This is a genomic window from Anaerostipes faecis (genome assembly GCF_910574135.1).
GTDB lineage: Bacteria > Bacillota > Clostridia > Lachnospirales > Lachnospiraceae > Anaerostipes > Anaerostipes hominis.
The window spans coordinates 91,829-114,778 of record NZ_CAJSYK010000007.1; the positions used below are offsets into that span (position 1 = coordinate 91,829).

Annotated in this window: 21 protein-coding genes; 20 read left to right on the forward strand and 1 reads right to left on the reverse strand. The window is 41.4% G+C overall.

The window, feature by feature from the left end; genetic code table 11:
• The first annotated feature begins 369 nt into the window (after window positions 1-369).
• The 17 genes from cmr4 to QGT46_RS06860 all read left to right on the forward strand — a co-directional run bounded on the left by cmr4 (window position 370) and on the right by QGT46_RS06860 (window position 18,867).
• Window positions 370-1,269 carry a type III-B CRISPR module RAMP protein Cmr4 gene (gene cmr4, locus QGT46_RS06780; protein ID WP_148458692.1) on the forward strand — a complete coding sequence of 300 codons (900 nt, stop codon included), beginning with the start codon at window positions 370-372 and terminating at the stop codon, window positions 1,267-1,269.
• Window position 1,270: 1 nt separating this feature from the next.
• Entirely contained in the window at window positions 1,271-2,350 is a 1,080-nt protein-coding gene (cmr6, locus tag QGT46_RS06785) for a type III-B CRISPR module RAMP protein Cmr6 (protein ID WP_148458691.1), read from the forward strand.
• Complete coding sequence (gene cmr1 / locus QGT46_RS06790; RefSeq protein WP_148458690.1) at window positions 2,325-3,134, forward strand: type III-B CRISPR module RAMP protein Cmr1; 810 nt, start codon at window positions 2,325-2,327, stop codon at window positions 3,132-3,134. Before cmr6 ends, cmr1 begins: the two co-directional genes overlap by 26 nt.
• Before the next feature lie 2 nt (window positions 3,135-3,136).
• Complete coding sequence (locus QGT46_RS06795; RefSeq protein WP_148458689.1) at window positions 3,137-4,534, forward strand: Cas10/Cmr2 second palm domain-containing protein; 1,398 nt, start codon at window positions 3,137-3,139, stop codon at window positions 4,532-4,534.
• A gap of 10 nt (window positions 4,535-4,544) precedes the next feature.
• Window positions 4,545-5,633 (forward strand): type III-B CRISPR module-associated protein Cmr3, encoded by a 1,089-nt coding sequence (gene cmr3 / locus QGT46_RS06800; protein WP_024726746.1) that lies wholly within the window; start codon window positions 4,545-4,547, stop codon window positions 5,631-5,633.
• On the forward strand, window positions 5,626-6,918 hold the full coding sequence (locus tag QGT46_RS06805) for a hypothetical protein (RefSeq protein ID WP_024726747.1): 1,293 nt from the start codon (window positions 5,626-5,628) through the stop codon (window positions 6,916-6,918). Before cmr3 ends, QGT46_RS06805 begins: the two co-directional genes overlap by 8 nt.
• Window positions 6,919-6,937: 19 nt before the next feature.
• Window positions 6,938-7,810, forward strand: a complete 873-nt coding sequence (locus QGT46_RS06810) for a CRISPR-associated protein (protein WP_301590090.1) — start codon at window positions 6,938-6,940, stop codon at window positions 7,808-7,810.
• A complete protein-coding gene (gene cmr5, locus QGT46_RS06815; RefSeq protein WP_024726749.1) occupies window positions 7,776-8,240 on the forward strand; it encodes a type III-B CRISPR module-associated protein Cmr5 in 465 nt (154 codons plus the stop codon). Before QGT46_RS06810 ends, cmr5 begins: the two co-directional genes overlap by 35 nt.
• A gap of 115 nt (window positions 8,241-8,355) precedes the next feature.
• Window positions 8,356-8,577, forward strand: coding sequence for a hypothetical protein (locus QGT46_RS06820; RefSeq protein ID WP_024726750.1), 222 nt, complete (start codon window positions 8,356-8,358; stop codon window positions 8,575-8,577).
• Window positions 8,558-8,869 (forward strand): YbjQ family protein, encoded by a 312-nt coding sequence (locus QGT46_RS06825; RefSeq protein ID WP_148458687.1) that lies wholly within the window; start codon window positions 8,558-8,560, stop codon window positions 8,867-8,869. Before QGT46_RS06820 ends, QGT46_RS06825 begins: the two co-directional genes overlap by 20 nt.
• A gap of 155 nt (window positions 8,870-9,024) precedes the next feature.
• Window positions 9,025-9,630: an epoxyqueuosine reductase QueH gene (locus QGT46_RS06830; RefSeq protein ID WP_034548907.1), complete on the forward strand. Its 606-nt coding sequence runs from the start codon at window positions 9,025-9,027 to the stop codon at window positions 9,628-9,630.
• Between the two features lie 181 nt (window positions 9,631-9,811).
• The gene (locus QGT46_RS06835) at window positions 9,812-10,891 is read left to right on the forward strand and encodes a carbamoyl phosphate synthase small subunit (protein WP_148458686.1); all 1,080 of its coding nucleotides are present in this window, start codon (window positions 9,812-9,814) and stop codon (window positions 10,889-10,891) included.
• Window positions 10,884-14,084: a carbamoyl-phosphate synthase large subunit gene (gene carB / locus QGT46_RS06840; RefSeq protein ID WP_024726754.1), complete on the forward strand. Its 3,201-nt coding sequence runs from the start codon at window positions 10,884-10,886 to the stop codon at window positions 14,082-14,084. Before QGT46_RS06835 ends, carB begins: the two co-directional genes overlap by 8 nt.
• Window positions 14,085-14,255: 171 nt before the next feature.
• On the forward strand, window positions 14,256-15,587 hold the full coding sequence (locus QGT46_RS06845; protein ID WP_301590095.1) for a glutamine synthetase family protein: 1,332 nt from the start codon (window positions 14,256-14,258) through the stop codon (window positions 15,585-15,587).
• Window positions 15,588-15,620: 33 nt separating this feature from the next.
• Window positions 15,621-16,178: an ANTAR domain-containing response regulator gene (locus tag QGT46_RS06850; protein ID WP_051405181.1), complete on the forward strand. Its 558-nt coding sequence runs from the start codon at window positions 15,621-15,623 to the stop codon at window positions 16,176-16,178.
• Window positions 16,179-16,212: 34 nt separating this feature from the next.
• Window positions 16,213-17,427 carry an LL-diaminopimelate aminotransferase gene (locus QGT46_RS06855; protein WP_024726757.1) on the forward strand — a complete coding sequence of 405 codons (1,215 nt, stop codon included), beginning with the start codon at window positions 16,213-16,215 and terminating at the stop codon, window positions 17,425-17,427.
• 174 nt (window positions 17,428-17,601) lie between these two features.
• Window positions 17,602-18,867: an SH3 domain-containing C40 family peptidase gene (locus QGT46_RS06860; protein ID WP_148458684.1), complete on the forward strand. Its 1,266-nt coding sequence runs from the start codon at window positions 17,602-17,604 to the stop codon at window positions 18,865-18,867.
• Window positions 18,868-19,233: 366 nt separating this feature from the next.
• On the opposite strand, the gene ychF is transcribed toward QGT46_RS06860, so the two are convergent.
• Window positions 19,234-20,331 carry a redox-regulated ATPase YchF gene (gene ychF / locus QGT46_RS06865; RefSeq protein WP_024726759.1) on the reverse strand — a complete coding sequence of 366 codons (1,098 nt, stop codon included), beginning with the start codon at window positions 20,329-20,331 and terminating at the stop codon, window positions 19,234-19,236.
• Between the two features lie 143 nt (window positions 20,332-20,474).
• Here ychF and lgt point away from each other — a divergent pair, with 143 nt between their 5' ends.
• The 3 genes from lgt (at window position 20,475) to rsmH (ending at window position 22,935) form a co-directional block, all read left to right on the forward strand.
• On the forward strand, window positions 20,475-21,356 hold the full coding sequence (gene lgt, locus QGT46_RS06870; protein ID WP_148458683.1) for a prolipoprotein diacylglyceryl transferase: 882 nt from the start codon (window positions 20,475-20,477) through the stop codon (window positions 21,354-21,356).
• Between the two features lie 195 nt (window positions 21,357-21,551).
• Window positions 21,552-21,983 (forward strand): division/cell wall cluster transcriptional repressor MraZ, encoded by a 432-nt coding sequence (gene mraZ, locus QGT46_RS06875; protein WP_148458817.1) that lies wholly within the window; start codon window positions 21,552-21,554, stop codon window positions 21,981-21,983.
• A 16-nt stretch (window positions 21,984-21,999) separates the two neighbouring features.
• A complete protein-coding gene (rsmH, locus tag QGT46_RS06880) occupies window positions 22,000-22,935 on the forward strand; it encodes a 16S rRNA (cytosine(1402)-N(4))-methyltransferase RsmH (RefSeq protein WP_148458682.1) in 936 nt (311 codons plus the stop codon).
• The last annotated feature ends 15 nt before the right edge of the window (window positions 22,936-22,950 follow it).

Genomic DNA, 22,950 nt, shown 5'->3' on the forward strand with positions numbered 1-22,950 from the left:
GTAGATAGAATGGTTGAGGATTTAGGGATTATAATATAGATATGATGAACAAAAATGTCTTACATAGATATGGGGATCAATCCGTTTCAAAATGGGATAAGAAAAAGAATAGCAAATTCATTAGAATAGCTGACTATAGCTGTTCTTATAAGTATGTTTTGCATAGAAATAATTAGACAGAAGTTGTAAATATACAATTTCTGTCTTTTCCTTTTGTTAATAAGGGGGATGAGAGTCAGTTCAACAAAAATCGGGCATAGTATTTATAACTTAATTCTTAGTAATGTAGAAATGTATTTGTATAAAAAGAAAAAGTAAATATTAAATAAAAAGGAGAAACAGCTGTTATAAAAACGCTGAGTATTGATTATGAAATTCCTAGTATTTTATCGAAATGAAACACCTTTACATATGGGAACAGGAACTGAATTAGGGGTTGTTGACCTTCCTATACAAAGAGAAAAGCACACTGGGTTTCCTAAGGGAGAGGCATCGAGTATCAAAGGGACTTTTAGAAGTATCAGTGAATATAAAGACTATTTTGGTAAAGAGAGCGATAGTGATTCGGATCAGGGAGAGCCAGGAAAGATTTGTTTTACAGACGCCAGAATTCTCTTTCTCCCTGTAAAAAGTAGTGGAAAAGAGTTATTTGTATGGGTGACATGTCCATTTGTTTTAAATAGGTTTTTAAATGAGATTGATGGATCTAAAAGGTTTGAGAAACTAACAAGAAAATTCAGAGAATGGGAAGAAACACTTGATGATAATAAAATAATTATGATAGGTAAAAATGAAGATCCAGGAGACAAAAAAATACTGGAAGATTTTGAATTTCAAGTTCAGGAAAATAAGGAATTAATATTTCCTTCGGATAACATCGTTTCAAAGAAAGATAAGTATCTAAGAAATAAAATACAAAATGATATTTACATGGTCAGCAATGATATGTTTTCCTATTTTTGTGAATTCAGTACAGAGGTGATTACCCGAATTAAAATTGGAGATAGCGGAGTCGTACAGGATGGCGGACTGTTTACAGAAGAATTTTTGCCGGAACAGACTGTACTATATAATTTTGTAGAAGATATGCAGAACTGTGATAAAAATTCTTTTGCTAAGACAATATTGGAGGAACAGGGGAAAGAAATAAAGGAAGCAGAATCAAACAAATACCCTAGAGTTGAGGGAATGATTCAACTTGGCGGAGATATGACAATAGGAAAGGGAATTACTTCTTTCGTGGCGATTAAGACAGAGGAGGGTAAGTAAGTTGAAAACAGAAAAGGAATGTTTGACTTATATAATGGACTGCATGAAAGAATTTAGTAGTTCGGATATAAATCTCCTCAAAAAAATACCAGCTTATGTCTATAAATTTGGACTGGATTATACGATGGAGTTTTTGTTTACAAAGAGGTCAGAAAATGATTCTGAGAGACATATTTTCCAGTTCATATACTATTATTTGTTTGGTGAAGGAGGGATGAATAAAGATCAATGTAAATTTCCCGCTGATAACGAAAGCTATGCTGAGTGTGTAAGAGATACAATGAAATTATGTAAAACTGCAATCTTGATGTCTGTTCATCCTGAAAGCAATAATGCCAATAAAAAATGTAATGACCAACTAAAAGGGAAAGAATACATGACTAGAATTGAGCATACAGAGCAAGAGCTTTTGGATATTCAAAATCCATATCTACATTATTATTTTACTAGTTCCAAAAAAGATTTGTTTGTCAGAACTCCTAATATACCTAAAGAGTATATTCATCATAAAAAAAATAAAATACAGTCAATATATTCAAAAGAGAAATGGCATACTTTAAACTTTTCTTTGCAAAGATTTGGAGAAAGCAGAATGCTGATTGGGGCAGGTCAAACAATCAAGAAAGACTTATATTTTCATATGAATTTTTTATATGGTATCCCTGAGCTGCCAGCGACAGCAATCAAAGGAGTCTTCCGTTCCTTTTGTGAACAAGATGGGCACATATCTGAAGCAAAAATCAAAAATTGGTTTGGCGATGAAGAAAATGAAGGACAAATTATATTTTTAACTGCTACACCGGAACAATACACAATAAAAAAGGATATCATTTCTAATCAATATGGTAATTATTATCAACAATCACAAATCGGAAAAGACATGGATTTTCCAACACTAAAAGAACCAAATTTGGTAAATTTCTATGCAGTAGAAGTTAAAGATATGACGATACAAATGATAATTGGAAAAGACAATAGGGATAAAGATGATATAGAAAAAGCATTTCTTGAGTGTATTCAAGTATGTAATTTTGGGGCAAAAGGGGCGGTTGGTTATGGCTATCTTGAAAAAAAGAATTAAGTTAGAATTAATAACGGCTATGGGGACACATGGTGCTAATAATAAGGAATTAGAATTTCGTATTACAGAGTTAAAGTCTGCCATGAGATTTTGGTGGAGAGCTGTACAGTGCTTTGATTCCGCAGAAGAGTTGTATCGTAAAGAATCAGCGTTGTTTGGAAGTTTAGGTAGAAAGGCTCCGGTCAGCATACGTCAATATAAATTTGATAGACCAAATGCGCAATCCGTTAATTTAGGAAAAGGGGGAACTGTAGATTTCTTCGAGGAAGGAGAAGTGATTGAAATTGAGTTGCTTTCCCATGACTCTGAGAAATTAGATAAATACTTGCAAATTTTAAAACTGACCTCTTATCTTGGAGGAATCGGACAAAGAAGCCGGAAGGGGTATGGAGCCTTTAAGGTTATTGAAAATAATGATGCTGCACCAAAAGAAAAAGATATAATTGAGATACTGAAGCAATTAATCATCAGTATTACTGGTGAAGACCATATAAAACAGTTAAATAAAGGGCAAAATATTATTTTTAATTGTAACGACCCTAACTATTTATGTCTGGAAAAGATTAGGATTGGCAGAGAAAGAAAATTGAAGAAATTCTATAAAGATGTAAAGAAATGTATCCATGAGACGGCCAATACAAAAGAATATTTATTAAATGCATCTTGTTATGGCAGCGAAGATTCAAAAGTAATACCGATAGTCAGTGAATTTAGAGTAAAGAGATATAACAATTTTGTCAGGAATTATTGTCAAACATACATTAAGTATTTAATAGAGGGGTAATTATGGGAGAAAAGTTACTGTTGGTATCAGTCAGCGGTGTTCAAGAATACATTAGTCGTGCCAAAAAGACTGCAGATCTTTACGGAAGCAGTCAGAGAGTCATTAAGCAGATTTTATGGATTAAAAAAAGAATTCAAAGAGAGTTTGAATCCTGCGAATTATTGCTGGGTGAGGGTGTTGTCGGAGATCCTCCGAATTTTTTTATTGCTAAATTACAGACAGACAAAACTTCTGAAGAAGTAGAAAAACAGATTTTAGATGTATTGATGAAAGAAGGAGAGAGATGTTCTGAAGATCTGCCATGTTTTATTACCGTATGTTCTATGAAAGAGAATTATCAGGAGACATATAAATTTTTGTACCGAAAATTTCAAGCGTATAAAAATAATAGGCTGAACGCATTTTTGCCGAAACAAGAATCTGAAGAACAAGTGACATCCCATATTTGTAGTATTTGTGGAATTCGGTTAGCTAACTCTCTAGTAGATGAAGAGTATTTGTGCAGTGAATGCCGTAACAAAAGAAAAGAAGGAAAACGCATTGCATTTCCATCAACAGAGAACTTTGGTTCTCTATATTACGCACTAGTACGAATTGATATTGATGATATGGGGATGTACATCTCAGGGGAAAAAGGATGGGAGAGGGATGAAGAATTACATAATTATCAGAAAAAAATAAGTCGGGCAGCAAATGAATTTTTCATAAAAGAGAAAGAATTCATTAACCAAGAGGTGAAAAAAGTAACAGAGAACGAGAACGCTGTGATCTATGCCGGGGGAGATGACATGCTCTTTTTTTGTCCTGTTTTTTGTATAGAGGATATTACAAAGAAGCTAGAGTCAGACTGGATTGAAATGTGTGATTCAGGGATGACATTTTCTAAAAGTATTATAGTTGCACACTGCAAGGAGCCGCTTCGATATGTTCTGAAAAAGTCCAGAGAGAGCATGCAACAAGTAAAACAACATTATAGAAAAGACGGAAAAGGGGGATGCTGTTTCTCTGTTTTATATAGAGGCAGTGGTTCAAGAATGATTTTTGTAAAAGGCGATAGAATGCAGAATCATTTTTACAGCCTGATTTCCGCGTTTTGCAGGCATCAGTTTTCAAGAAGCGTTATTTTTCAAATGGAAGAGGAATTCATGGGCTGGGGAGAAAACTTTGGTGTGGATGAATATACAGATTTAAGATTCATCATGAATAATGAGACAAAAAGGATTGTGGCAAGGAAAAGCGAGGGAAAGAGCTCTGAGGAAAAACAAGAATTAACTGATTTGTTAATTAATCTTAGAAATGATGTTACAAAAGAAGCCAAAGATGGATTTTGCATAGACTTTAATGCTTATTTTGATCTGATGCATATAGCAGAGAAATTAGCATCTTTCAGTGAAAAATAGGAGGAATGGGATGGGGATCATTACAGTAAAAATAGAACCGTGGGATACAGTTATGTTTCGGGATGGGACTTTATTGGATAAAAAAACTTCTAATTATGTAGAAAGCAGATTTTTTCCGTATCCCTCTGTTTTTTATGGTGCAATATGCACGAGTTTGATGGAAAATGGATATTTGAATGAGGTTCATAAAACTCTTATAGAAAGAAATACGACAATACTGGAAGATGTTTTAAAAGAGAATTTAAAAATCAGACAGATATATTTAGAGATGGAGAATGAAATTTATCTTCCTGCTCCAAGAGATCTTATGGTAAATGAGGATGGTGACATACGGGATAGTAATTTTCAAAAGGGATTGCTTTATACGAATCCTCAGCTTCAAGAAAAAGTCAAACCAGCTTCGGGAAAATATATCAGTTTATATGAATTTATGACTTGCTATGATATATCTGAAAAAGAAGAAATTTATTTAAAAAATCAACAAGAGTTTGCAGGTGAATATCAAAAGACAGGAATAGAATTGGAAGATAATAAGAAGATAGCAAAAAAAGAACATCTATATTTTACAACAATGAGAGATTATACATATAAGAATACTTGCTTTCTTATCGAGGCAGAGATGCATGATGAAATATCAAAGGGATTTAGAGCGAATATTTTATTAGGGGGAGAGGCCAGGATGGCCAGGCTAGAATTATTTTTGGGGTCATTGGACGAGTATCATAAAGATGTTAGAGAATATAACAAAAAGAAAAGCAGCAGTGAAAACTTAAAATTAATCTTTACCACACCGTTTATTATGAAGAATGAGAAAAGTCTGGAGAGTGTATTAAAAGAAAAAGGAATTTCGGTCTTGTCAAAGATTATAGGAAAACCAGAGACAGCCGGAGGATGGGATATGGCAAAGAATAAGCCCAAAGAATTGAAAAAAGTCATCCCAGAAGGAAGTTTATATCTGTTAAAAAGCACCCAATTTAAATCTAATACGAATGAACAAAACAAAAAATTATTATCGGAGATACTGTCGGATGTAATTGTTCAAAAGCATCGAGGATTTGGAAGTTTTATACTGGGAAATGAGGAGGCTGTCTATGACTGATTTTGAAAATAGATGGAGACAAGCTCAGGAAAAATGCGATGTATATGTCATGTGTTCTACACTAAATCAAATTGTAAACTATCTGCCGGTAGAAAATTTAAAAAATAGGGAAAATAAATCTTTAGAAATTATAAATTTAACTTATGAAGACGGGGAAAATAAACGATTTTCAAATAAGATGTGGGACGAAAATTTTTCTTCAGTTTATCACCACAGATATGAGGAAAGGCCATGGATTGACTCTGATGATATAAAATTGCCTAGAAGATTTAAGTGTGAAGATTATATTAGAAAAATTGAAAATTGTATTGAGGACAAAAAAAATAAAAACTTTATTTGGAATGTCACGGGAGGACAGAGAAATATATTATTTACCGCAATGAAATATATAGAGGATAATGCCGATACAAGTTCAAATCATACAGTTATGTACTTAGAGGGAAATACCCAGAAGATTACTGTTGGCTATTATGATACAAATGAGTGGAAATTTGGAGCTGTAAACAATAGTTATAGAAGCGATACAATAGATTTACACAACCTGTTTCGTCTGGCAGGATACGAAACGGATATCAGTGATGCTGTATTTATTCATGAAGGAAAAAACGAAGGAGATTTTTTAAATCTGCTGAAGGCTTATTCTAATTTTTATTCCAAACTATATGAAGTAAATGAAGAAGTACGGAAAAAGTTAATCGAGTCAAATAAGTGGAATAAGAAAGAAAATAATGCAAATGAGTTTTTTAAATTGCTTGACGGTATAAACCATAAGGGTAAAGTAACTGATGATATTGAGATAATAAAAGAGTCGTTAAATAATAGAAGCAATTATCTTTTTGGATATTTTCTGGAATATATGGCGGCAGCAGTGATTTGGAATGCGGTACAAGAAATATCAAAGCCAGATGCAGATTTTTTTCAGAGTTTATCCCATAGTGTAAAAGTATACAAAAATGATTGGAATGGGAAAGAAAAATTTTGTGAATTGGATCTTGTCTTATTGCTGAGATCAGGACAAACAGTTGTTTTTGAATGTAAATCTGGGTTTATGTCAGCAGAAAACGCAAAGTCACGGGAGTATACAGCTTATGCGCTAGGCGGTGTATATGGAAAACCTATATTGATAACACCACTGAGCAAGCGTGAAGCAGTAGAAGGTGTAAAGTCTGATGGATATGAAAATATAATAAAGGCATATTCATCTGCACGCCGGGCCGGATTGGAAGTTTTTCATTTGGATACTCTTAAAGAGGATTTAAAGGATTTGTTCAAAGATGCACTGTGAGAAAAAGGGGGTGAATATTATGAGCATTAAAAACAGAGCAAATGCAGTTTGGTGTATAGCAAATACGCCAGTTTGTGCAGGGTCAGGCGAAGGAGATTTTAGAGCGGACTGCAATATCCAAAGAAGTGATGATTTCCCTAAAATAAATGCAGGGACGTTCAAAGGAAGTCTGCTCTATAAAATGGACGGTAAGCTAAAAAAAATAATTCAAAATAAATCACCGGAGCAGGCAAAACTTTCTTTTTCAGATTTAAGGCTGCTGTTTTTTTCGGTTCAATCGTCACATGGGATTTACAGGCTTTTAACAAGTGTAAACTGTTTAGAACAATTCTTTTTAGAAATTTCATGGAACGAATATGAATGTGATGATGTTTCCCAAGAATTGAAGGGACTGAAAAGGCGGGTTGTAGATGGTGTGATATGTCAGTGGTCTCATCACGATGATACAGAATGGATTGGAGGATATAAATTACAGGCTGTTAACTATAAAGATAATGTGATAAAGGATCTTTTAAGAAAGCTTGGACTTTCCCAAACAGTGATCAAACATATTGGAATCGTATCTGATAAAGATTTTAGATATTTTACTAGATATCATACAGAGATTATTACTCGCAACAGACTCGAAAATCAGGCACTGTTTACAGAAGAATATTTGCCGGAAGGAAGTATTTTGTATGGATTTATTTGTGAATTCAAGGATCTTGTCAGACCAGTAAAAGCACCTGTGCTTCCTCAAATTTCTAGATGGATTGAAACGAATGAAAAAGAAGGTAAAGTATATCAGATTGGAAGAAATCTTAATACTGGAAAAGGAAGTGTGACAATCAGTGAAATGAAAAGGGAGGAAGTAAAGAATGGAAAACCACTTTGTAGATCTAAATCGTCGTAGGGCATTGGCTTCCTATAATGCAATCAACGACCTCATAGAACATATTGAGGAATCAAAAGATCTTGGAGATCCAAAAGTACAGGAAAGTATAAAAAGCAAAAAAGAGCAATTAAGAACCATCTGCAGAAAACTTCCAGTTCTTATGCGGGATAATGGATTTATCACTACTTTTGCTTTTTTAAAAGGAAAAGGGACGTCTTCAATAGAACAGAAAATATTTGAGCAATCAATGAAATGGATTTCATTTGTCTTTTCAATTCCCAAAGAGGCGGACAACGCATTTACCTACATAATCGATGAAGTTAGTCAAAAAGAATATATGATGATATCCAGGGAGATAATTAAATATTTTGTTTGGTTAAAGAGACATGCTGAAATGGAAGTAAAAAGAGACATTACAACAATAAGCTGTACACAAAATGATGAATAAGAATTTGAAAAATAATGATTCGTCATTAATTTGGATAAAATTTTCTAATTGACACTATAATAAAAATATTATATTATTGTATTATAAAATTAATACAAAAGGAGACGCATTCTTTATGCTGAAAAAGCTGATTGCCCCAATCATTGTGACGGTTTTCACAATCGCATTTTTATTATTTTACTTTGGACTGATTTTTGTACTCATTCCATTATCTGTCGTTCTCCGTCTGCTGATCGGTCTGATTCCGCTTTGTCTGGCGGGTGTCTCCGTTTTCGTACTCGTTGAACGCATTAAGGAAGTAAGGAGTGGTGAGGAAGATGATCTTAGTAACTACTGAAGCAATACCGGGAAAAGATTTCGAAGCATTAGGAATGGTCAAAGGCAATACCATTCAGACCAAAAATGTGGGAAGAGATATTACTCAGGGGTTTAAACATTTGGTTGGCGGTGAACTGAAAGCCTATACAGAGATGATGAACGAAGCCAGGGCGCTTGCCACAAAACGTATGGTAGAGGAGGCAGAAGCATTAGGGGCAGATGCAGTTGTATGTGTCCGCTATGCATCAACGGAAGTCATGTCGGGTGCTGCCGAGATTATGGCCTACGGCACAGCAGTTAAATTTAAATAAACAATGGCATTGCCGGTTCTGGTGTAATTCAGATGGCAATGCTGTTTTTTTGTTGCTGAGGAAAATATTAAACTTGTCCTCTTTGTACAATTTTCAACTTTGATAAATTGAAATCCTGCTGTTTTCGTGTATAATAATACACAGGAGTGAAAAAGATGAAGGAAAATTATCAGAAAAAGTTAGACGGTATCATAGAAGGGCTTCAGGGAAAGAGGCCTTCTCTTTTGCTGCACAGCTGCTGTGCCCCGTGCAGCAGTTATGTTTTGGAATATCTCTCGAAGTATTTTCAAATCACAGTATATTATTATAACCCTAACATTGACTCCAAAGAAGAATACGAAAAAAGAGCCAAGGAGCAGGAGCGTCTGATCTCAGAGATGGAACTTCCGGATAAAGTATCTTTTATAAAGGAAGAGTTTCGTCCGGAAGAGTTCTATCAGGCAGTCAAAGGATATGAAAGAGAGCCGGAGGGCGGGAAGAGATGTCTTCGGTGCTATCGGCTGAGACTTACTGAGGCGGCGAAAAAGGCAGGAGAATTGGGGAGTGACTATTTTACCACGACCCTGACGATCAGCCCACTGAAAAATGCCCAATGGCTCAATGAAATCGGTCAGCAATTAGAGGCGCAGTACCAGGTGAGGTTTCTGCCGTCCGATTTTAAAAAGAAAAACGGTTATAAACGCTCTGTGGAATTATCACAAAAGTTTGACTTGTACCGACAAAGGTTTTGCGGGTGTGTTTTTTCGAAAAACAAAAAATAATTGTCAAAAACCCTTGCAAAAGGTTTTTATTTGTGATAAAATTTTTACAATTTGTAGAGAGATATATCTAAAATAATACCACATATTGCATTGAACTGCGTCTGGCATCAATGCTTGGATTCGTGATTTTTATTTTTGGATATATTTTTTTTATGCACATTTTTAAGGAGGAAACAGATTCATGGACGCATTTTTGATTTTGGAAGATGGGCAAGTGTTTAAAGGAAAAAGTTTCGGCGCCAGGAAAGAAGTCATCTGCGAAGTTGTATTCAATACATCGATGACAGGCTACCTGGAGGTGCTTACGGACCCGTCCTATCAGGGACAGGGAGTCGTCATGACATATCCGCTGATCGGTAACTACGGTGTATGTCTTGAGGATGCGGAATCCGTAAAGCCATGGCATTCGGCTTTTATTGTAAGAGAATTATCAAGAACCGCAAGTAACTTCAGAAGTGAACAGGATTTGGAAAGTTATCTGATCGCTAATGATATTCCTGGAATCCAGGGAGTGGATACGAGAGCGATTACAAAAATTTTGAGAGAAGAAGGCTGTATGGGAGGCATGATCACAACTAATCCGGACTATGATCTGGATGAGCTCCTTCCAAAATTAAAAGGGTATCAGGTAAAAGACGCGGTTAAGACCGTATCAAGAAAAGAAAAAGAACATTTTCCGGGAGACGGACTGAAAGTTGCCCTGTTAGATCTGGGTACAAAGAGCAACATTGCAAATTCTCTCAACAAAAGAGGATGTGATGTGACCGTTTATCCGGCATTTACAGCGGCAGAAGAAATCCTCGGGGATCAGCCGGACGGGATTATGTTATCCAACGGGCCTGGAGATCCGAAAGAATGTGTGTCCATTATAAAAGAAATAAAAAAATTATATGACAGTGATGTGCCGATCTTTGCGATCTGTCTGGGGCATCAGCTGATGGCTCTGGCAAACGGAGCAGATACGAGAAAGATGCGTTTCGGGCACCGGGGCGGCAATCACCCGGTAAAAGACCTGGCTACTGGCCGCGTTTATATTTCTTCCCAGAACCATGGATATGTGATCAAAAAAGAGAGTGTACCAAAGAATCTGGCAGAAGTTTCATTTATCAACGTCAATGACAAGAGTATTGAGGGACTCCGGTATAAGGGGAAAAATGTCCGCACCGTACAGTTCCATCCGGAGGCCAGCCCGGGGCCGGTAGATACCGCTTACTTGTTTGATGAATTTATTGAAATGATGAAAGGAGCAAAAAATGCCTAGGATTGAAAGTATTAAGAAAGTATTAGTCATTGGATCCGGACCAATCGTCATCGGACAGGCAGCAGAGTTTGACTATGCAGGAACCCAGGCCTGCCGTGCCCTTCAGGAAGAGGGAATCGAGGTTGTTTTGGTGAACTCTAATCCGGCTACCATCATGACCGATAAGGATATTGCAGATAAAGTCTACATTGAACCCCTGACTGCAGAGGTCGTGGAAAAGATCGTAGAAAAGGAAAAACCGGACAGTATTCTCCCGACATTGGGAGGACAGGCTGCGCTGAATCTGGCGATGGAGCTGGAAGAAAAAGGGTTTCTTGAAAAGAGCGGAGTGCGCCTGATCGGTACTTCCTCCACTACGATCAGAAAGGCTGAGGATCGCCAGGAATTTAAAGATACGATGGAAAAGATCGGCGAGCCTATCGCGGCAGGAAAAGTTGTCACAGACATCCCAGCGGGTGCTGAGTTTGCCGAAGAGATCGGGTACCCGGTCGTCTGCCGTCCGGCCTATACTTTAGGGGGGAGCGGCGGAGGAATCGCCCATGACAGAGAAGAATTAGAAGTGATCCTGGAAAACGGTCTCAGACTGAGCCGTGTCGGGGAAGTTCTGGTAGAGCGCTACATCGGCGGATGGAAAGAAGTCGAATATGAAGTGATGCGCGATGCAAGCGGAACCTGCATCACTGTATGTAACATGGAAAATATCGATCCGGTCGGCGTTCATACCGGAGACAGCATCGTAGTGGCTCCTTCCCAGACCTTAGGGGACAAAGAATACCAGATGCTGCGTACTTCTGCGCTGAACATTATCACAGAACTTAAGGTAAACGGCGGGTGCAACGTACAGTTTGCGCTGAATCCGGACAGTTTTGAATATTGTGTCATCGAGGTAAACCCTCGTGTCAGCCGCTCTTCTGCGCTGGCGTCCAAGGCTACGGGATATCCGATCGCAAAGGTGACGGCAAAGATCGCCATCGGATATAATCTGGATGAAATTCCAAATGCCATCACAGGAAAGACTTATGCAAGCTTCGAGCCGATGCTGGATTACTGCGTTGTAAAAATGCCGCGTCTTCCGTTTGATAAATTCATTCATGCAAAGAGAACTTTGACGACTCAGATGAAAGCTACCGGAGAAGTCATGAGTATCTGCGACAACTTCGAGGGTGCCCTGATGAAGGCCATCCGTTCTCTGGAACAAAATGTAGACAGCCTGATCTTTGGCAGCTACGGGGACATGTCAGATGAAGAACTGACAAAGGAATTAGAAAAGATCGACGACATGAGGATCTATGTGATCGCAGAGGCAATCCGCAGAGGATTTGATTACAATACTATTTTCAATATCACAAAGATCGACCGCTGGTTCTTAGATAAGATTGCCGTTCTGGTAGAGATGGAAAAGAAATTGAAAGAAGCAGGGGAATTGGATAGAGAACTGCTGGCAGAGGCAAAGCGCTTGGAGTTCCCGGATTCTGTTATCGGAAAGCTGACAGGGAAAACTGCAAAAGAGATCAAGCAGCTGAGAAACCAGTTTGGTCTTCATGCGGCTTATAAGATGGTAGACACATGCGCAGCTGAATTTGAGGCGAGCACTCCTTACTATTATTCTGTATACGGAAGTGAAAACGAAGTAGAAGAGCTGAGCAAGAAGAAAAAAGTCATGGTACTGGGCTCCGGACCGATCCGTATCGGACAGGGAATCGAGTTCGACTACTGTTCTGTGCACAGCGTATGGGCATTAAGAGACGTAGGGTATGAAACCATCATCGTCAATAACAACCCGGAGACGGTTTCCACGGACTTTGATGTGGCAGATAAGCTTTACTTTGAACCGCTGACAGCCGAGGATGTGGAGAGTATCGTGGATCTGGAAAAACCGGACGGAGCCGTAGTGCAGTTCGGAGGACAGACTGCGATTAAGCTGACACAGGCTCTGATGGAGATGGGAGTTCCGATCCTCGGGACAAGTGCAGAAAATGTAGATGCGGCCGAAGACAGAGAGCTGTTCGATGAAATTCTGGAAGAGTGCTGTATCCCAAGACCAAAGGGAACGACCGTATTTACATGCGAGGAGGCGCTGAACGCAGCACATGACCTGGGTTATCCGGTTCTTGTAAGGCCGTCCTATGTTCTTGGAGGACAGGGAATGCAGATTGCTGTTTCCGATGAAGATATTGTATCCTTTATCGAGATCATCAACCGCCAGACCCAGGAGCATCCGATCCTGATCGACAAATATTTGGTCGGAAGAGAAGTGGAAGTGGATGCCGTATGTGACGGGGAAGAGATCATCATTCCTGGTATCATGGAACATATCGAGCGTGCCGGAATTCATTCCGGAGACAGTATTTCCGTCTACCCGACGATCAACCTGAGTGATAAGGTGAAACGGGTGATCGCAGAGTATACAAGGAAGCTGGCGAAATCATTGAATGTAGTCGGCCTGATCAATATCCAGTTTATTGTCTGTGATGAGGAGGTTTATGTCATCGAGGTAAATCCTCGTTCCAGCCGTACGGTACCTTACATCAGCAAGGTAACCGGAATTCCGATTGTAGATCTGGCTGCCAAAGTGATCGCCGGAGCCAAGATCAGGAATCTGGAATATAAGCCGGGACTCCAGGAAGAGTCTGAATATTATGCGATTAAAAAACCGGTGTTCTCCTTTGAAAAACTGAGGGGCGCGGAAGTCAGCTTAGGGCCGGAAATGAAATCCACCGGAGAATGTCTGGGAGTTTCCAAAAACTACAATGAGGCATTGTATAAGGCGTTCCTCGGAGCGGGAATTAACCTTCCGAAGTACAAGAAGATGATTCTCACGGTGAAGGATTCAGATAAAATCGATGCGGTGGATATCGGAAGAAGATTCGTGGATCTTGGTTACGAAATTTTCTCCACAAGGAGCACGTGCAGAGTGCTGAATGAAAACGGCGTGCCTGCCCATCCGATCAACAAGCTGGAAGAAGAATCTCCAAACTTGCTTGATTTGATTTTAGATGATAAAATAGATTTAATCATAGATACACCTTCTCAGGGAGTAGGGCGCAGCAGGGACGGATTCTTGATCCGCCGTTATGCGATTGAAACCGGTGTGACTTGTCTGACCAGTCTGGATACGGCAGATGCACTGCTCACCAGCCTGGAATCAGGAAGCAGAGACAATTTATCAGTTGTGGACATTGCACAAATTTAAACGTACAACGGGGTACCTTTAAGTCTATTAAAGGTACCCCTTTTTCAGTATTACAGGAGGACGGTGTTCCCTCTGCCCTGATTGACAATAAAAATGTAACTTGATAGAATTATCTTAACCGCTGGCTGTAATTTTAAGTCAGATATTAAAAAAGAAAAGAGGAGTGATGATATGGACCGATATACCAAGCAGGACATCATAGATCTGGTCAGGGAAAATGACGTACAGTTTATCCGGCTGCAGTTTTCCGATGTGTTCGGGACGCTTAAAAATGTGGCAATCACTGCAAGACAGCTGGAAAAAGCATTGGATAATAAGTGTATGTTTGACGGATCTTCAGTGGACGGTTTTGTGCGGATAGAAGAATCCGACATGTATCTGTACCCTGATCTGGACAGTTTTCTCATATTTCCATGGCATTCCCAGAGCGGAAAAGTCGCGAGACTGGTCTGTGACGTGTACGGACAGGACGGACTTCCATTCATCGGGGATTCCCGCTATATCCTGAAGAAAGTGCTCAGGAAGAGCAAGAAGCTTGGATATAATTTCAATGTAGGGCCGGAGTGTGAATTCTTTTTGTTCCACACGGACGAGGAAGGCTGTCCCACGACGCTGACTCATGAAAAAGCAGGCTATTTTGATGTGGCGCCGCTGGATCTTGGTGAGGCGGCCAGAAGAGATATGATCCTGAACCTGGAGAATATGGGATTTGAGATCGAAGCCTCTCACCATGAGGTGGCTCCGGCTCAGCATGAGATTGATTTTAAATACGACAATGCACTCCGTACTGCGGACAATATCCTCACCTTTAAATTTGTAGTAAAGTATATTGCAAAACGGCATGGGCTGTATGCGAGCTTTATGCCGAAGCCGATCTCCGGTGTGGATGGTTCCGGAATGCACCTTAATATGTCTCTTTGGAGCGAAGGCCAGAATATGTTCGCAGACTCCAGAGGAGAACTGGGGCTCAGTGATGAGGCGTACCACTTTATGGCAGGCCTGATGAAGCATGCGCCGGAGATGTCGCTGATCACAAATCCATTGGTGAATTCCTATAAGCGCATCGTGCCGGGATATGAGGCTCCGGTGGATATTTCCTGGTCTCCGGCAAACAGAAGTCCGCTGATTCGTGTGCCGACGGCCAGAGGAAGCGGAACACGTCTGGAATTCAGAAGCCCGGATTCTGCGGCCAATCCTTACCTTGCGCTTGCAGTGAGCCTCGCGGCAGGGATCGACGGCCTTGAAAATAAGCTGCAGCCCGGAAAGGCATCTACAAAGAATCAATACGAAGTTACAGAGAAGGCAAAATTAAAAGCCGGTATCGGGGCCCTTCCAAGGGATATGAAGGAGGCAATGGACCTGTTCAAGGACAGTGAGTTCATGAAAGAGGTGCTCGGACATCATATTTTTGACCGGTATCTGGATGCAAAACAGGGAGAATGGGAATCCTATCAGAAAAATGTCTCTCAGTGGGAAATAAATGAATATTTGTACAAGATTTGACCGGCAGAAGGCAGGCGTCATTCATACGGGGAGGTGGGAAGCTTGGTTCATATTTTTGTTCTTTTCCCGAAACAGGAGCAGGCAAGGAGTATTCGCAACCTGCTTGTGAGAAACGGATTTGAAGTGACGGCTGCCTGTGTCACAGGCGCCCAGATCATGCAGCGGGCCGAAAGCCTGGAAGACGGGCTGATCGTCTGCGGATATAAGTTTGCGGACATGGTCTGCAGTGAACTGAGAGAATATCTCCCTGACGGATTCAGGATGATTGTTTTAGCTCCACAGGCGAGTCTGGAATTTTTGGATATCCAGGGGATGGAGTATCTGCCAATGCCTTTAAAGCCCCCGTTTCTGATGGAAAAAGTACGGGAAATGGCGGACGCTCTGTGCAACGCTCAGAAGAAAAAACGGCACAGGCCGAGACAGCGTACGAGGGAAGAGCTGGAGATCATCGAAGAAACGAAGGAACTGCTGATGAAAAACAACCGGATCTCAGAACAGGAAGCCCACGAGTATATTCAGCGCCGCAGCATGAACAGCGGTGTGGGACTGATTGAAATGGCTAAGATGATCCGGGATTCATATAGATACTAAACGGACTTTTATAGTAAATTATTAGGAGGACATCATGTTTAAGATTAACGAAAATTATTTAAAATTACCAGGAAGTTATTTGTTTTCAACCATTGCCAAAAAGGTCAATGCATACCAGGAAGCCAATCCGAACAAAGAGCTTATCCGTCTGGGGATCGGGGATGTGACACAGCCGCTGGCTCCGTCGATCATCGAGGCGCTTCACGGCGCAGTGGATGAGATGGCGGCAGCGGAGACCTTTCATGGCTATGCACCGGACCTTGGATATGAATTTTTAAGAAATGCTATCATGGAAGGTGATTACAGGTCACGGGGCGCGCAGATTGAGGCGGACGAGATCTTTGTCAGCGACGGAGCAAAGTGTGACTCGGGAAATATCCAGGAGATCTTTGCACAGGATAATAAAATCGCTGTCTGCGATCCTGTTTACCCGGTCTATGTAGACACCAATGTCATGGCAGGCAGAACGGGTACCTATGACCCAAAGAGTGAGACATGGAGTGATGTGATCTATATGCCGTGTACGGCAGAGAATAATTTCGCGCCGGAATTTCCTGAGGAAGTGCCGGATATTATTTATCTGTGTTTCCCAAATAACCCGACTGGTTCTACGATCACAAAAGACCAGCTTCAGGGCTGGGTGGATTATGCCAACAAAAACGGAGCGGTCATCATTTATGATGCGGCATATGAGGCATATATTTCAGAAGATAATGTGGCCCACACCATCTATGAGTGTGAAGGAGCACGGAACTGTGCCATTGAGTTAAAGAGTTTTTCTAAAAATGCAGGCTTTACCGGTGTGCGCCTGGGATATGCGGTGGTTCCGAAGGATCTGAAATGCGGAGACGTAAAACTCCATGATTTATGGGCAAGACGCCACGGAACAAAATATAACGGTGCACCATACATTGTTCAGAAAGCGGGAGCGGCTGTTTATACAGAGCAGGGAAAAGCCCAGCTGAAAGAACAGGTCGGCTACTATATGAATAATGCAAAAGTCATCTTTGAGGGATTAAAAGAAGCGGGATATACCGTGTCCGGCGGAGTCAACGCACCATATATCTGGTTAAAGACTCCGGAGGGAATGTCTTCCTGGGATTTCTTTGACCACCTGCTGGAGCAGGCGAATGTGGTGGGAACACCGGGATCAGGATTCGGACCGAGCGGGGAAGGCTATTTCCGGCTCACGGCATTTGGAAATTACGAGAATACGGTGAAAGCCATTGAACGGATTAAAAATATATAAATGTATTTTGCAGGACCATGCCTTTGCCGGCATGGTCCTTTTAAAGTTCCTGACACAGAGTTTTGTCAAAATATGACGATTCATTGACATTTTACACAGAATGTGTTAAGTTAATTTTAATAATGTTATAATAAGTTCATAATACGCAGGAAGGAGAGGGAGACACAGAGGGATATGAAGCATAAGATAGCAAAGGGAACGATGGCAGCCGGACTGTCACTGGCATTCATTCTCGGAGTTTCTACATTCGCAGACGCCAAAGGCGATCAGTACCAGACCGGTCTTGCGGGATCTGCGGCAGCTATGGAACAGTACACAGAGTCAGACAGTTCAGCACCAAAGAAAAATGTAAAAGCAGCCTCGGCTACGGCGGCAGTGAAGAAGACGACAAAGACACAGCATATTACAGAAGTTAAAAAGCAGCCGGCAGCGACTTCCGCAAAACAAAAGGTGACAGCAAAACAGCCGGTGACGGCTGCGGTACAGAAAAAGACAAAAGAGCCTGAATTTTCTGCTTCTTTTTACAGGGGAAAGGCAACACCCAACGTGCGGTCTGTACTGAATATCAGAAAGAAAAAGAGTATTTCCAGTCCTGTGGTTGGAAAGTTCAAAAAAGGAAACATCGGCACAGTATTAAAAAAGGGAAAAGAATGGAGCAGGATCCGTTCTGGAAAAGTGACCGGTTATGTGAAGAACGAGTATCTGATCTGGGGAAGCAATATTCACAGTTACGCAAAGGAACATAATTTTCCGAAAAAAGCAGTGGTGAAAGTAGATACACTGAAGGTCAGACAGAAACAGTCTACCAAAGCAAAAGTTTTGACACTGGTCTCCAGAGATGACAGCTACAAAGTCCTCGGAGAATCTGCAGAGTGGGTCAATGTGAAGGCAGACGGGGACAAAGGCTATCTGGCAAAAGATTATGTCAGTATTGGGTATTACTATACCAGTGCAAAGTCAACGGTAAAAAATACAAAGACAGCAAAGAGTACTGCGAGTACAGAGAGAACAACCGAGAGCGAAAGGCAGGATTCCTCTTCTCAGGAGAGTGGGAGCAGTTTCTCAGGAACTACCCGCCGGCAGGTTGTAAATTATGCTCTGAAGTTTGTGGGGAATAAGTACCGCTACGGCGGAAACAGCCTGACAAACGGCACGGACTGTTCCGGATTTACTCAGCAGGTGCTCGGTCATTTTGGTTATAACATCAGCAGAACATCCTATTCCCAGGCAAACGATGGACGCACCATCTCCATCAGCAGCGTCAAACCCGGAGATCTGCTGTTCTATAAACGGGGAGGCCGGATCAATCATGTGACCATGTACATTGGAAACGGTCAGGTAGTCCACGCGAGCAATTCCGCCCCATATCCAAGGGGAGGCATCAAAGTATCCGGCATAGGATACCGGACACCGTGCAAAGCAGTGCGCATCATCAACTAAGTGAGAGAAGATTATTTACATATACCAAGAAACCGCCGCAGTTCACAAATGTGAACTGCGGCGGTTTCTCTGTAATAAAAAACAATTTCTACTGGATAAGTACCCAGCAAACAAATGGAACTATCCAACGATAGTTTTTTATTTCATAGGAAAGTTCTACGACCTTCCCTATGAAATAAAAACGCTCCGCGGGTTGTGCACAGATGCGTAAGGAAATTATTTGCCTGCGGCAAATTGCATCTGGCACGCAAAGTTGTCAAGCCCCTCAAAGAGTGAGGGGTTGGGGAGATGAAGTGGGCTTGCCCACTTTGTTCTTACTATTGGAGGAACGCATTTCAAAGCGTGACGGAAATAGTGATAAAAAACTCATACATTAAACTTAAACACAATCACGTCTCCGTCCTGTACGACGTATTCTTTCCCTTCCTGTCTCACCAGTCCTTTTTCTCTGGCTGCCGCGATGCTTCCATTTTCAACCAGGTCATCATAGGAAACCACCTCGGCGCGGATGAAGCCCCGCTCGAAATCAGTATGGATCTTTCCGGCCGCCTGGGGTGCTTTTGTTCCTTTTGTAATCGTCCAGGCCCTCGTCTCGTCTTCCCCGGATGTCAGATAACTGATCAGGCCAAGCAGTGAATAGCTGGCAGAGATCAGTTTATCAAGGCCTGACTCTTTAAGGCCCAGATCCTCTAAAAATTCTTTTCGTTCTTCGTCGTCCAGTTCTGCGATCTCCTGTTCAATCTGGGCACAGATTACGAAAACACCGGCATCTACATCTTTTGCATAAGTTCTCACTTCATTTACAAACTCGTTGGATGCGGCATCATCCATGAGATCATCCTCACAGACATTGGCGGCAAAAATCACAGGCTTGATCGTTAAGAGATTGCAGGAATTCAGGATTTCCTGTTCTTCTTCATCATCGGTCACGAATGTCTTGGCCAGTTTTCCGTCTTCAAGATGGGCTTTTACCCGCTCCAGAAGTTCTACTTCCTGGGCGAGGGACTTGTCATTTCGGGAACCTTTTTTTGACTTGGCAATTCTTCTGTCAAGAACTTCGATGTCGGAAAAAATCAGCTCAAAATTGATGGTTTCGATATCCCGAAGCGGGCTGACTGAACCGTCTACATGGACGATGTTTTCATCTTCAAAGCAACGGACTACATGGACAATGGCATCGACCTCACGGATATTGGCCAGAAACTGGTTGCCGAGGCCCTCACCTTTGGAAGCTCCCTTGACGAGACCTGCGATGTCTACAAACTCGATAACTGCGGGAATGACTTTTTTTGAGTGATACATCTCGGACAGCACGTCCAGCCTTTTATCCGGCACGGTAACGATCCCTACGTTCGGGTCGATGGTGCAGAACGGATAGTTGGCAGACTCGGCACCCGCTTTCGTGAGAGAATTAAACAAAGTACTCTTACCTACATTTGGCAGTCCTACGATTCCTAATTTCATTGTGTATTGATTCCTTTCTTAATGTCTTTGCGTAAATATAGTCCTGTGATCCAAGGACATTGATACAACAAGTCTACCATAAGAACCTTGAAAAGAAAAGAAAAATGGGATAAGATGAAACGACGGAAAGGAGTAATGCGAATATGGAAAATGAAATCCGGTTTCCATTTTTGGGTATTGTGTTCAAACATGTGGGAGAGGGCATCAGTATCGGAGGATTTGAGATTAAATATTACGGTATGGTCATTGCACTGGGTTTTCTGCTGGGGATGCTGGCGGCGGCCAGGATGGCTAAGAAAAACGGAGTTAATCCGGAGCTGGTCTTTGATTTCATCATCGCGGTGATGATTCCTGCTATCATTGGGGCAAGACTTTACTATGTTATTTTTTCCTGGGATTACTACAAAGATCATCTGACGGAGATACTGAATACCAGGAGCGGAGGCCTTGCCATTTATGGAGGGATTATCGCTTCGATCATTGTGATGGTAATCTTCTGCAGAGTGAAGAAAATAGAATTTTTCAAACTGGCGGATATTGCGGTGCCGGGGCTGCTGATCGGCCAGATCCTGGGCCGGTGGGGGAACTTTTTCAACAGGGAAGCGTTCGGCGGCTTTACCAATGGGCCTTTGGCTATGCAGATCCCCACAGACTATTTCGTAAAACACGGAAGACTTTCGGAGATTGTGGATGCCGGGCTGTATGACCAGGCTGTGTTTGTGGGAAGCGGAAGCCATATGAACACCTATATTCAGGTACACCCTACGTTCTTATATGAAGGACTGTGGAATCTGGCACTGCTGATCATCATTGTCATCATGTCCAGGCACAAAAAATTTGACGGCCAGATGCTGGTAATTTATGCCATGGGATATGGGATTGGACGATTCTGGATCGAGGGTCTTCGGACAGACCAGCTTCTGATCCCGGGGACACAAATTGCCGTATCCCAGGTAGTTGCGGTACTTTTGGCTGTTGGGGCACTGCTCGTCCTTCTCTGTAAGTGGAGAAAACGGAAACAATAAAAGTGTGGAAAAGAAACTGTTCACAGAAAAAATTCTGTGGACAGTTTTTTTATTTCTTGATTTTTTGTGGACAATCCATTAGAATGGAGACAGTAGTGGTGAGAAGTGGTGGATAGTGGGTAGAAAAGACCACAAAGTGTCACAACTGATCATCAGGTGGAGCGCACCCGGTTTGGGAAACGGCAGGTGATTACCATGTTCATGGGCGAATACAATCACACAATCGATGCTAAAGGCAGACTGATAATCCCCTCAAAGTTCAGAGAAGCACTGGGCAATGAGTTTGTTCTTACAAAGGGATTGGATGGATGCCTATTCGTGTTCCCTATGAAAGAGTGGGAGGCTTTTGAGGAAAAATTAAGAAGCCTGCCGCTGATCGATAAGAATGCACGGAAGTTTTCGAGATTCTTTTTGGCCGGAGCATCCACTTGTGAATTGGACAAGCAGGGCAGAATCCTGGTGCCGGGCACACTGCGTGAATTTGCACAGATGGATAAGGAAGTAGTTCTTACGGGCATGCTGGACCGTATTGAGGTATGGAGCAAAGAACAATGGCTTGAAAATAATGCTTATGACGATATGGACGATATTGCCCAGAGCATGCAGGAACTAGGTTTGAATATCTGAATGGAAGGAAAGACAAATGGATTTTGAACATGCATCTGTGTTGTTGGATGAAACAATAAGGGAACTAAAGATAAAACCGGACGGTATCTACGTGGATGGGACTCTTGGAGGAGGCGGACATGCCTTTCATGTTCTTAACAGGCTCTCTGAAAAGGGAAGATATATTGGCATTGATCAGGACGAGGATGCGATCAGGGCAAGCACCAAGCGGCTTGCTCCGTTTCAGGATAAAGTTACGATTGTAAGAGATAACTATGTGAATATGCCGAAAGTGCTGAAGGATCTGGGGATATCCCGTGTGGACGGAATTCTTCTGGATCTTGGCGTTTCCTCTTTTCAGCTGGATGAGAAGGACAGGGGATTCACATACCGCGAGGACGTACCGCTGGATATGAGGATGGATCAGAGGCAGACTTTTTCTGCAAGAGACATAGTCAATGGATACAGTGAACAGGAGTTGTTTCATATTATCCGCGATTATGGAGAGGACAAGTTTGCTAAAAATATTGCCAAACATATTGCAGCAGAGAGAGAGAAAGCACCGATTGAGACAACAGGACAGCTTATTGAGGTGATCAAACATGCAATACCGATGAAGGTGAGGGCTGTGGGAGGACATCCTGCAAAGAGGACATTTCAGGCCATCCGGATTGAATGTAACCGGGAGCTGGAAGTCTTAAAGACAAGCCTTGACCAGATGATCGAGCTGTTAAACCCCGAAGGAAGACTGTGTATCATTACCTTTCATTCTTTGGAAGACAGAATTGTGAAACGGGCATTCAGAAAAAATGAAAATCCGTGTACCTGTCCACCGAATTTTCCGATTTGTACCTGTGGAAATGAATCGAAGGGTAAGGTTATTACAAGAAAGCCAATTTTACCGACCGAAGAAGAACTTATGAGGAACAAAAGAGCAAAAAGTTCAAAATTAAGAGTGTTTGAGAGAAAATAGTGAGGGGGAGAACAG

Excerpts from the sequence above, each read along its gene's own strand:
- QGT46_RS06795 (WP_148458689.1), top strand. The coding sequence starts at position 3,137 with ATGGGAGAAAAGTTACTGTTGGTATCAGTCAGCGGTGTTCAAGAATAC.
- QGT46_RS06845 (WP_301590095.1), top strand. The coding sequence starts at position 14,256 with ATGGACCGATATACCAAGCAGGACATCATAGATCTGGTCAGGGAAAAT.
- QGT46_RS06805 (WP_024726747.1), top strand. The coding sequence starts at position 5,626 with ATGACTGATTTTGAAAATAGATGGAGACAAGCTCAGGAAAAATGCGAT.
- QGT46_RS06825 (WP_148458687.1), top strand. The coding sequence starts at position 8,558 with ATGATCTTAGTAACTACTGAAGCAATACCGGGAAAAGATTTCGAAGCA.
- QGT46_RS06855 (WP_024726757.1), top strand. The coding sequence starts at position 16,213 with ATGTTTAAGATTAACGAAAATTATTTAAAATTACCAGGAAGTTATTTG.
- QGT46_RS06860 (WP_148458684.1), top strand. The coding sequence starts at position 17,602 with ATGAAGCATAAGATAGCAAAGGGAACGATGGCAGCCGGACTGTCACTG.
- ychF (WP_024726759.1), bottom strand. The coding sequence starts at position 20,331 with ATGAAATTAGGAATCGTAGGACTGCCAAATGTAGGTAAGAGTACTTTG.
- cmr1 (WP_148458690.1), top strand. The coding sequence starts at position 2,325 with ATGGCTATCTTGAAAAAAAGAATTAAGTTAGAATTAATAACGGCTATG.
- QGT46_RS06810 (WP_301590090.1), top strand. The coding sequence starts at position 6,938 with ATGAGCATTAAAAACAGAGCAAATGCAGTTTGGTGTATAGCAAATACG.
- QGT46_RS06830 (WP_034548907.1), top strand. The coding sequence starts at position 9,025 with ATGAAGGAAAATTATCAGAAAAAGTTAGACGGTATCATAGAAGGGCTT.
- carB (WP_024726754.1), top strand. The coding sequence starts at position 10,884 with ATGCCTAGGATTGAAAGTATTAAGAAAGTATTAGTCATTGGATCCGGA.
- lgt (WP_148458683.1), top strand. The coding sequence starts at position 20,475 with ATGGAAAATGAAATCCGGTTTCCATTTTTGGGTATTGTGTTCAAACAT.
- QGT46_RS06820 (WP_024726750.1), top strand. The coding sequence starts at position 8,356 with ATGCTGAAAAAGCTGATTGCCCCAATCATTGTGACGGTTTTCACAATC.
- cmr5 (WP_024726749.1), top strand. The coding sequence starts at position 7,776 with ATGGAAAACCACTTTGTAGATCTAAATCGTCGTAGGGCATTGGCTTCC.
- rsmH (WP_148458682.1), top strand. The coding sequence starts at position 22,000 with ATGGATTTTGAACATGCATCTGTGTTGTTGGATGAAACAATAAGGGAA.
- cmr3 (WP_024726746.1), top strand. The coding sequence starts at position 4,545 with ATGGGGATCATTACAGTAAAAATAGAACCGTGGGATACAGTTATGTTT.
- cmr4 (WP_148458692.1), top strand. The coding sequence starts at position 370 with ATGAAATTCCTAGTATTTTATCGAAATGAAACACCTTTACATATGGGA.
- QGT46_RS06835 (WP_148458686.1), top strand. The coding sequence starts at position 9,812 with ATGGACGCATTTTTGATTTTGGAAGATGGGCAAGTGTTTAAAGGAAAA.
- mraZ (WP_148458817.1), top strand. The coding sequence starts at position 21,552 with ATGTTCATGGGCGAATACAATCACACAATCGATGCTAAAGGCAGACTG.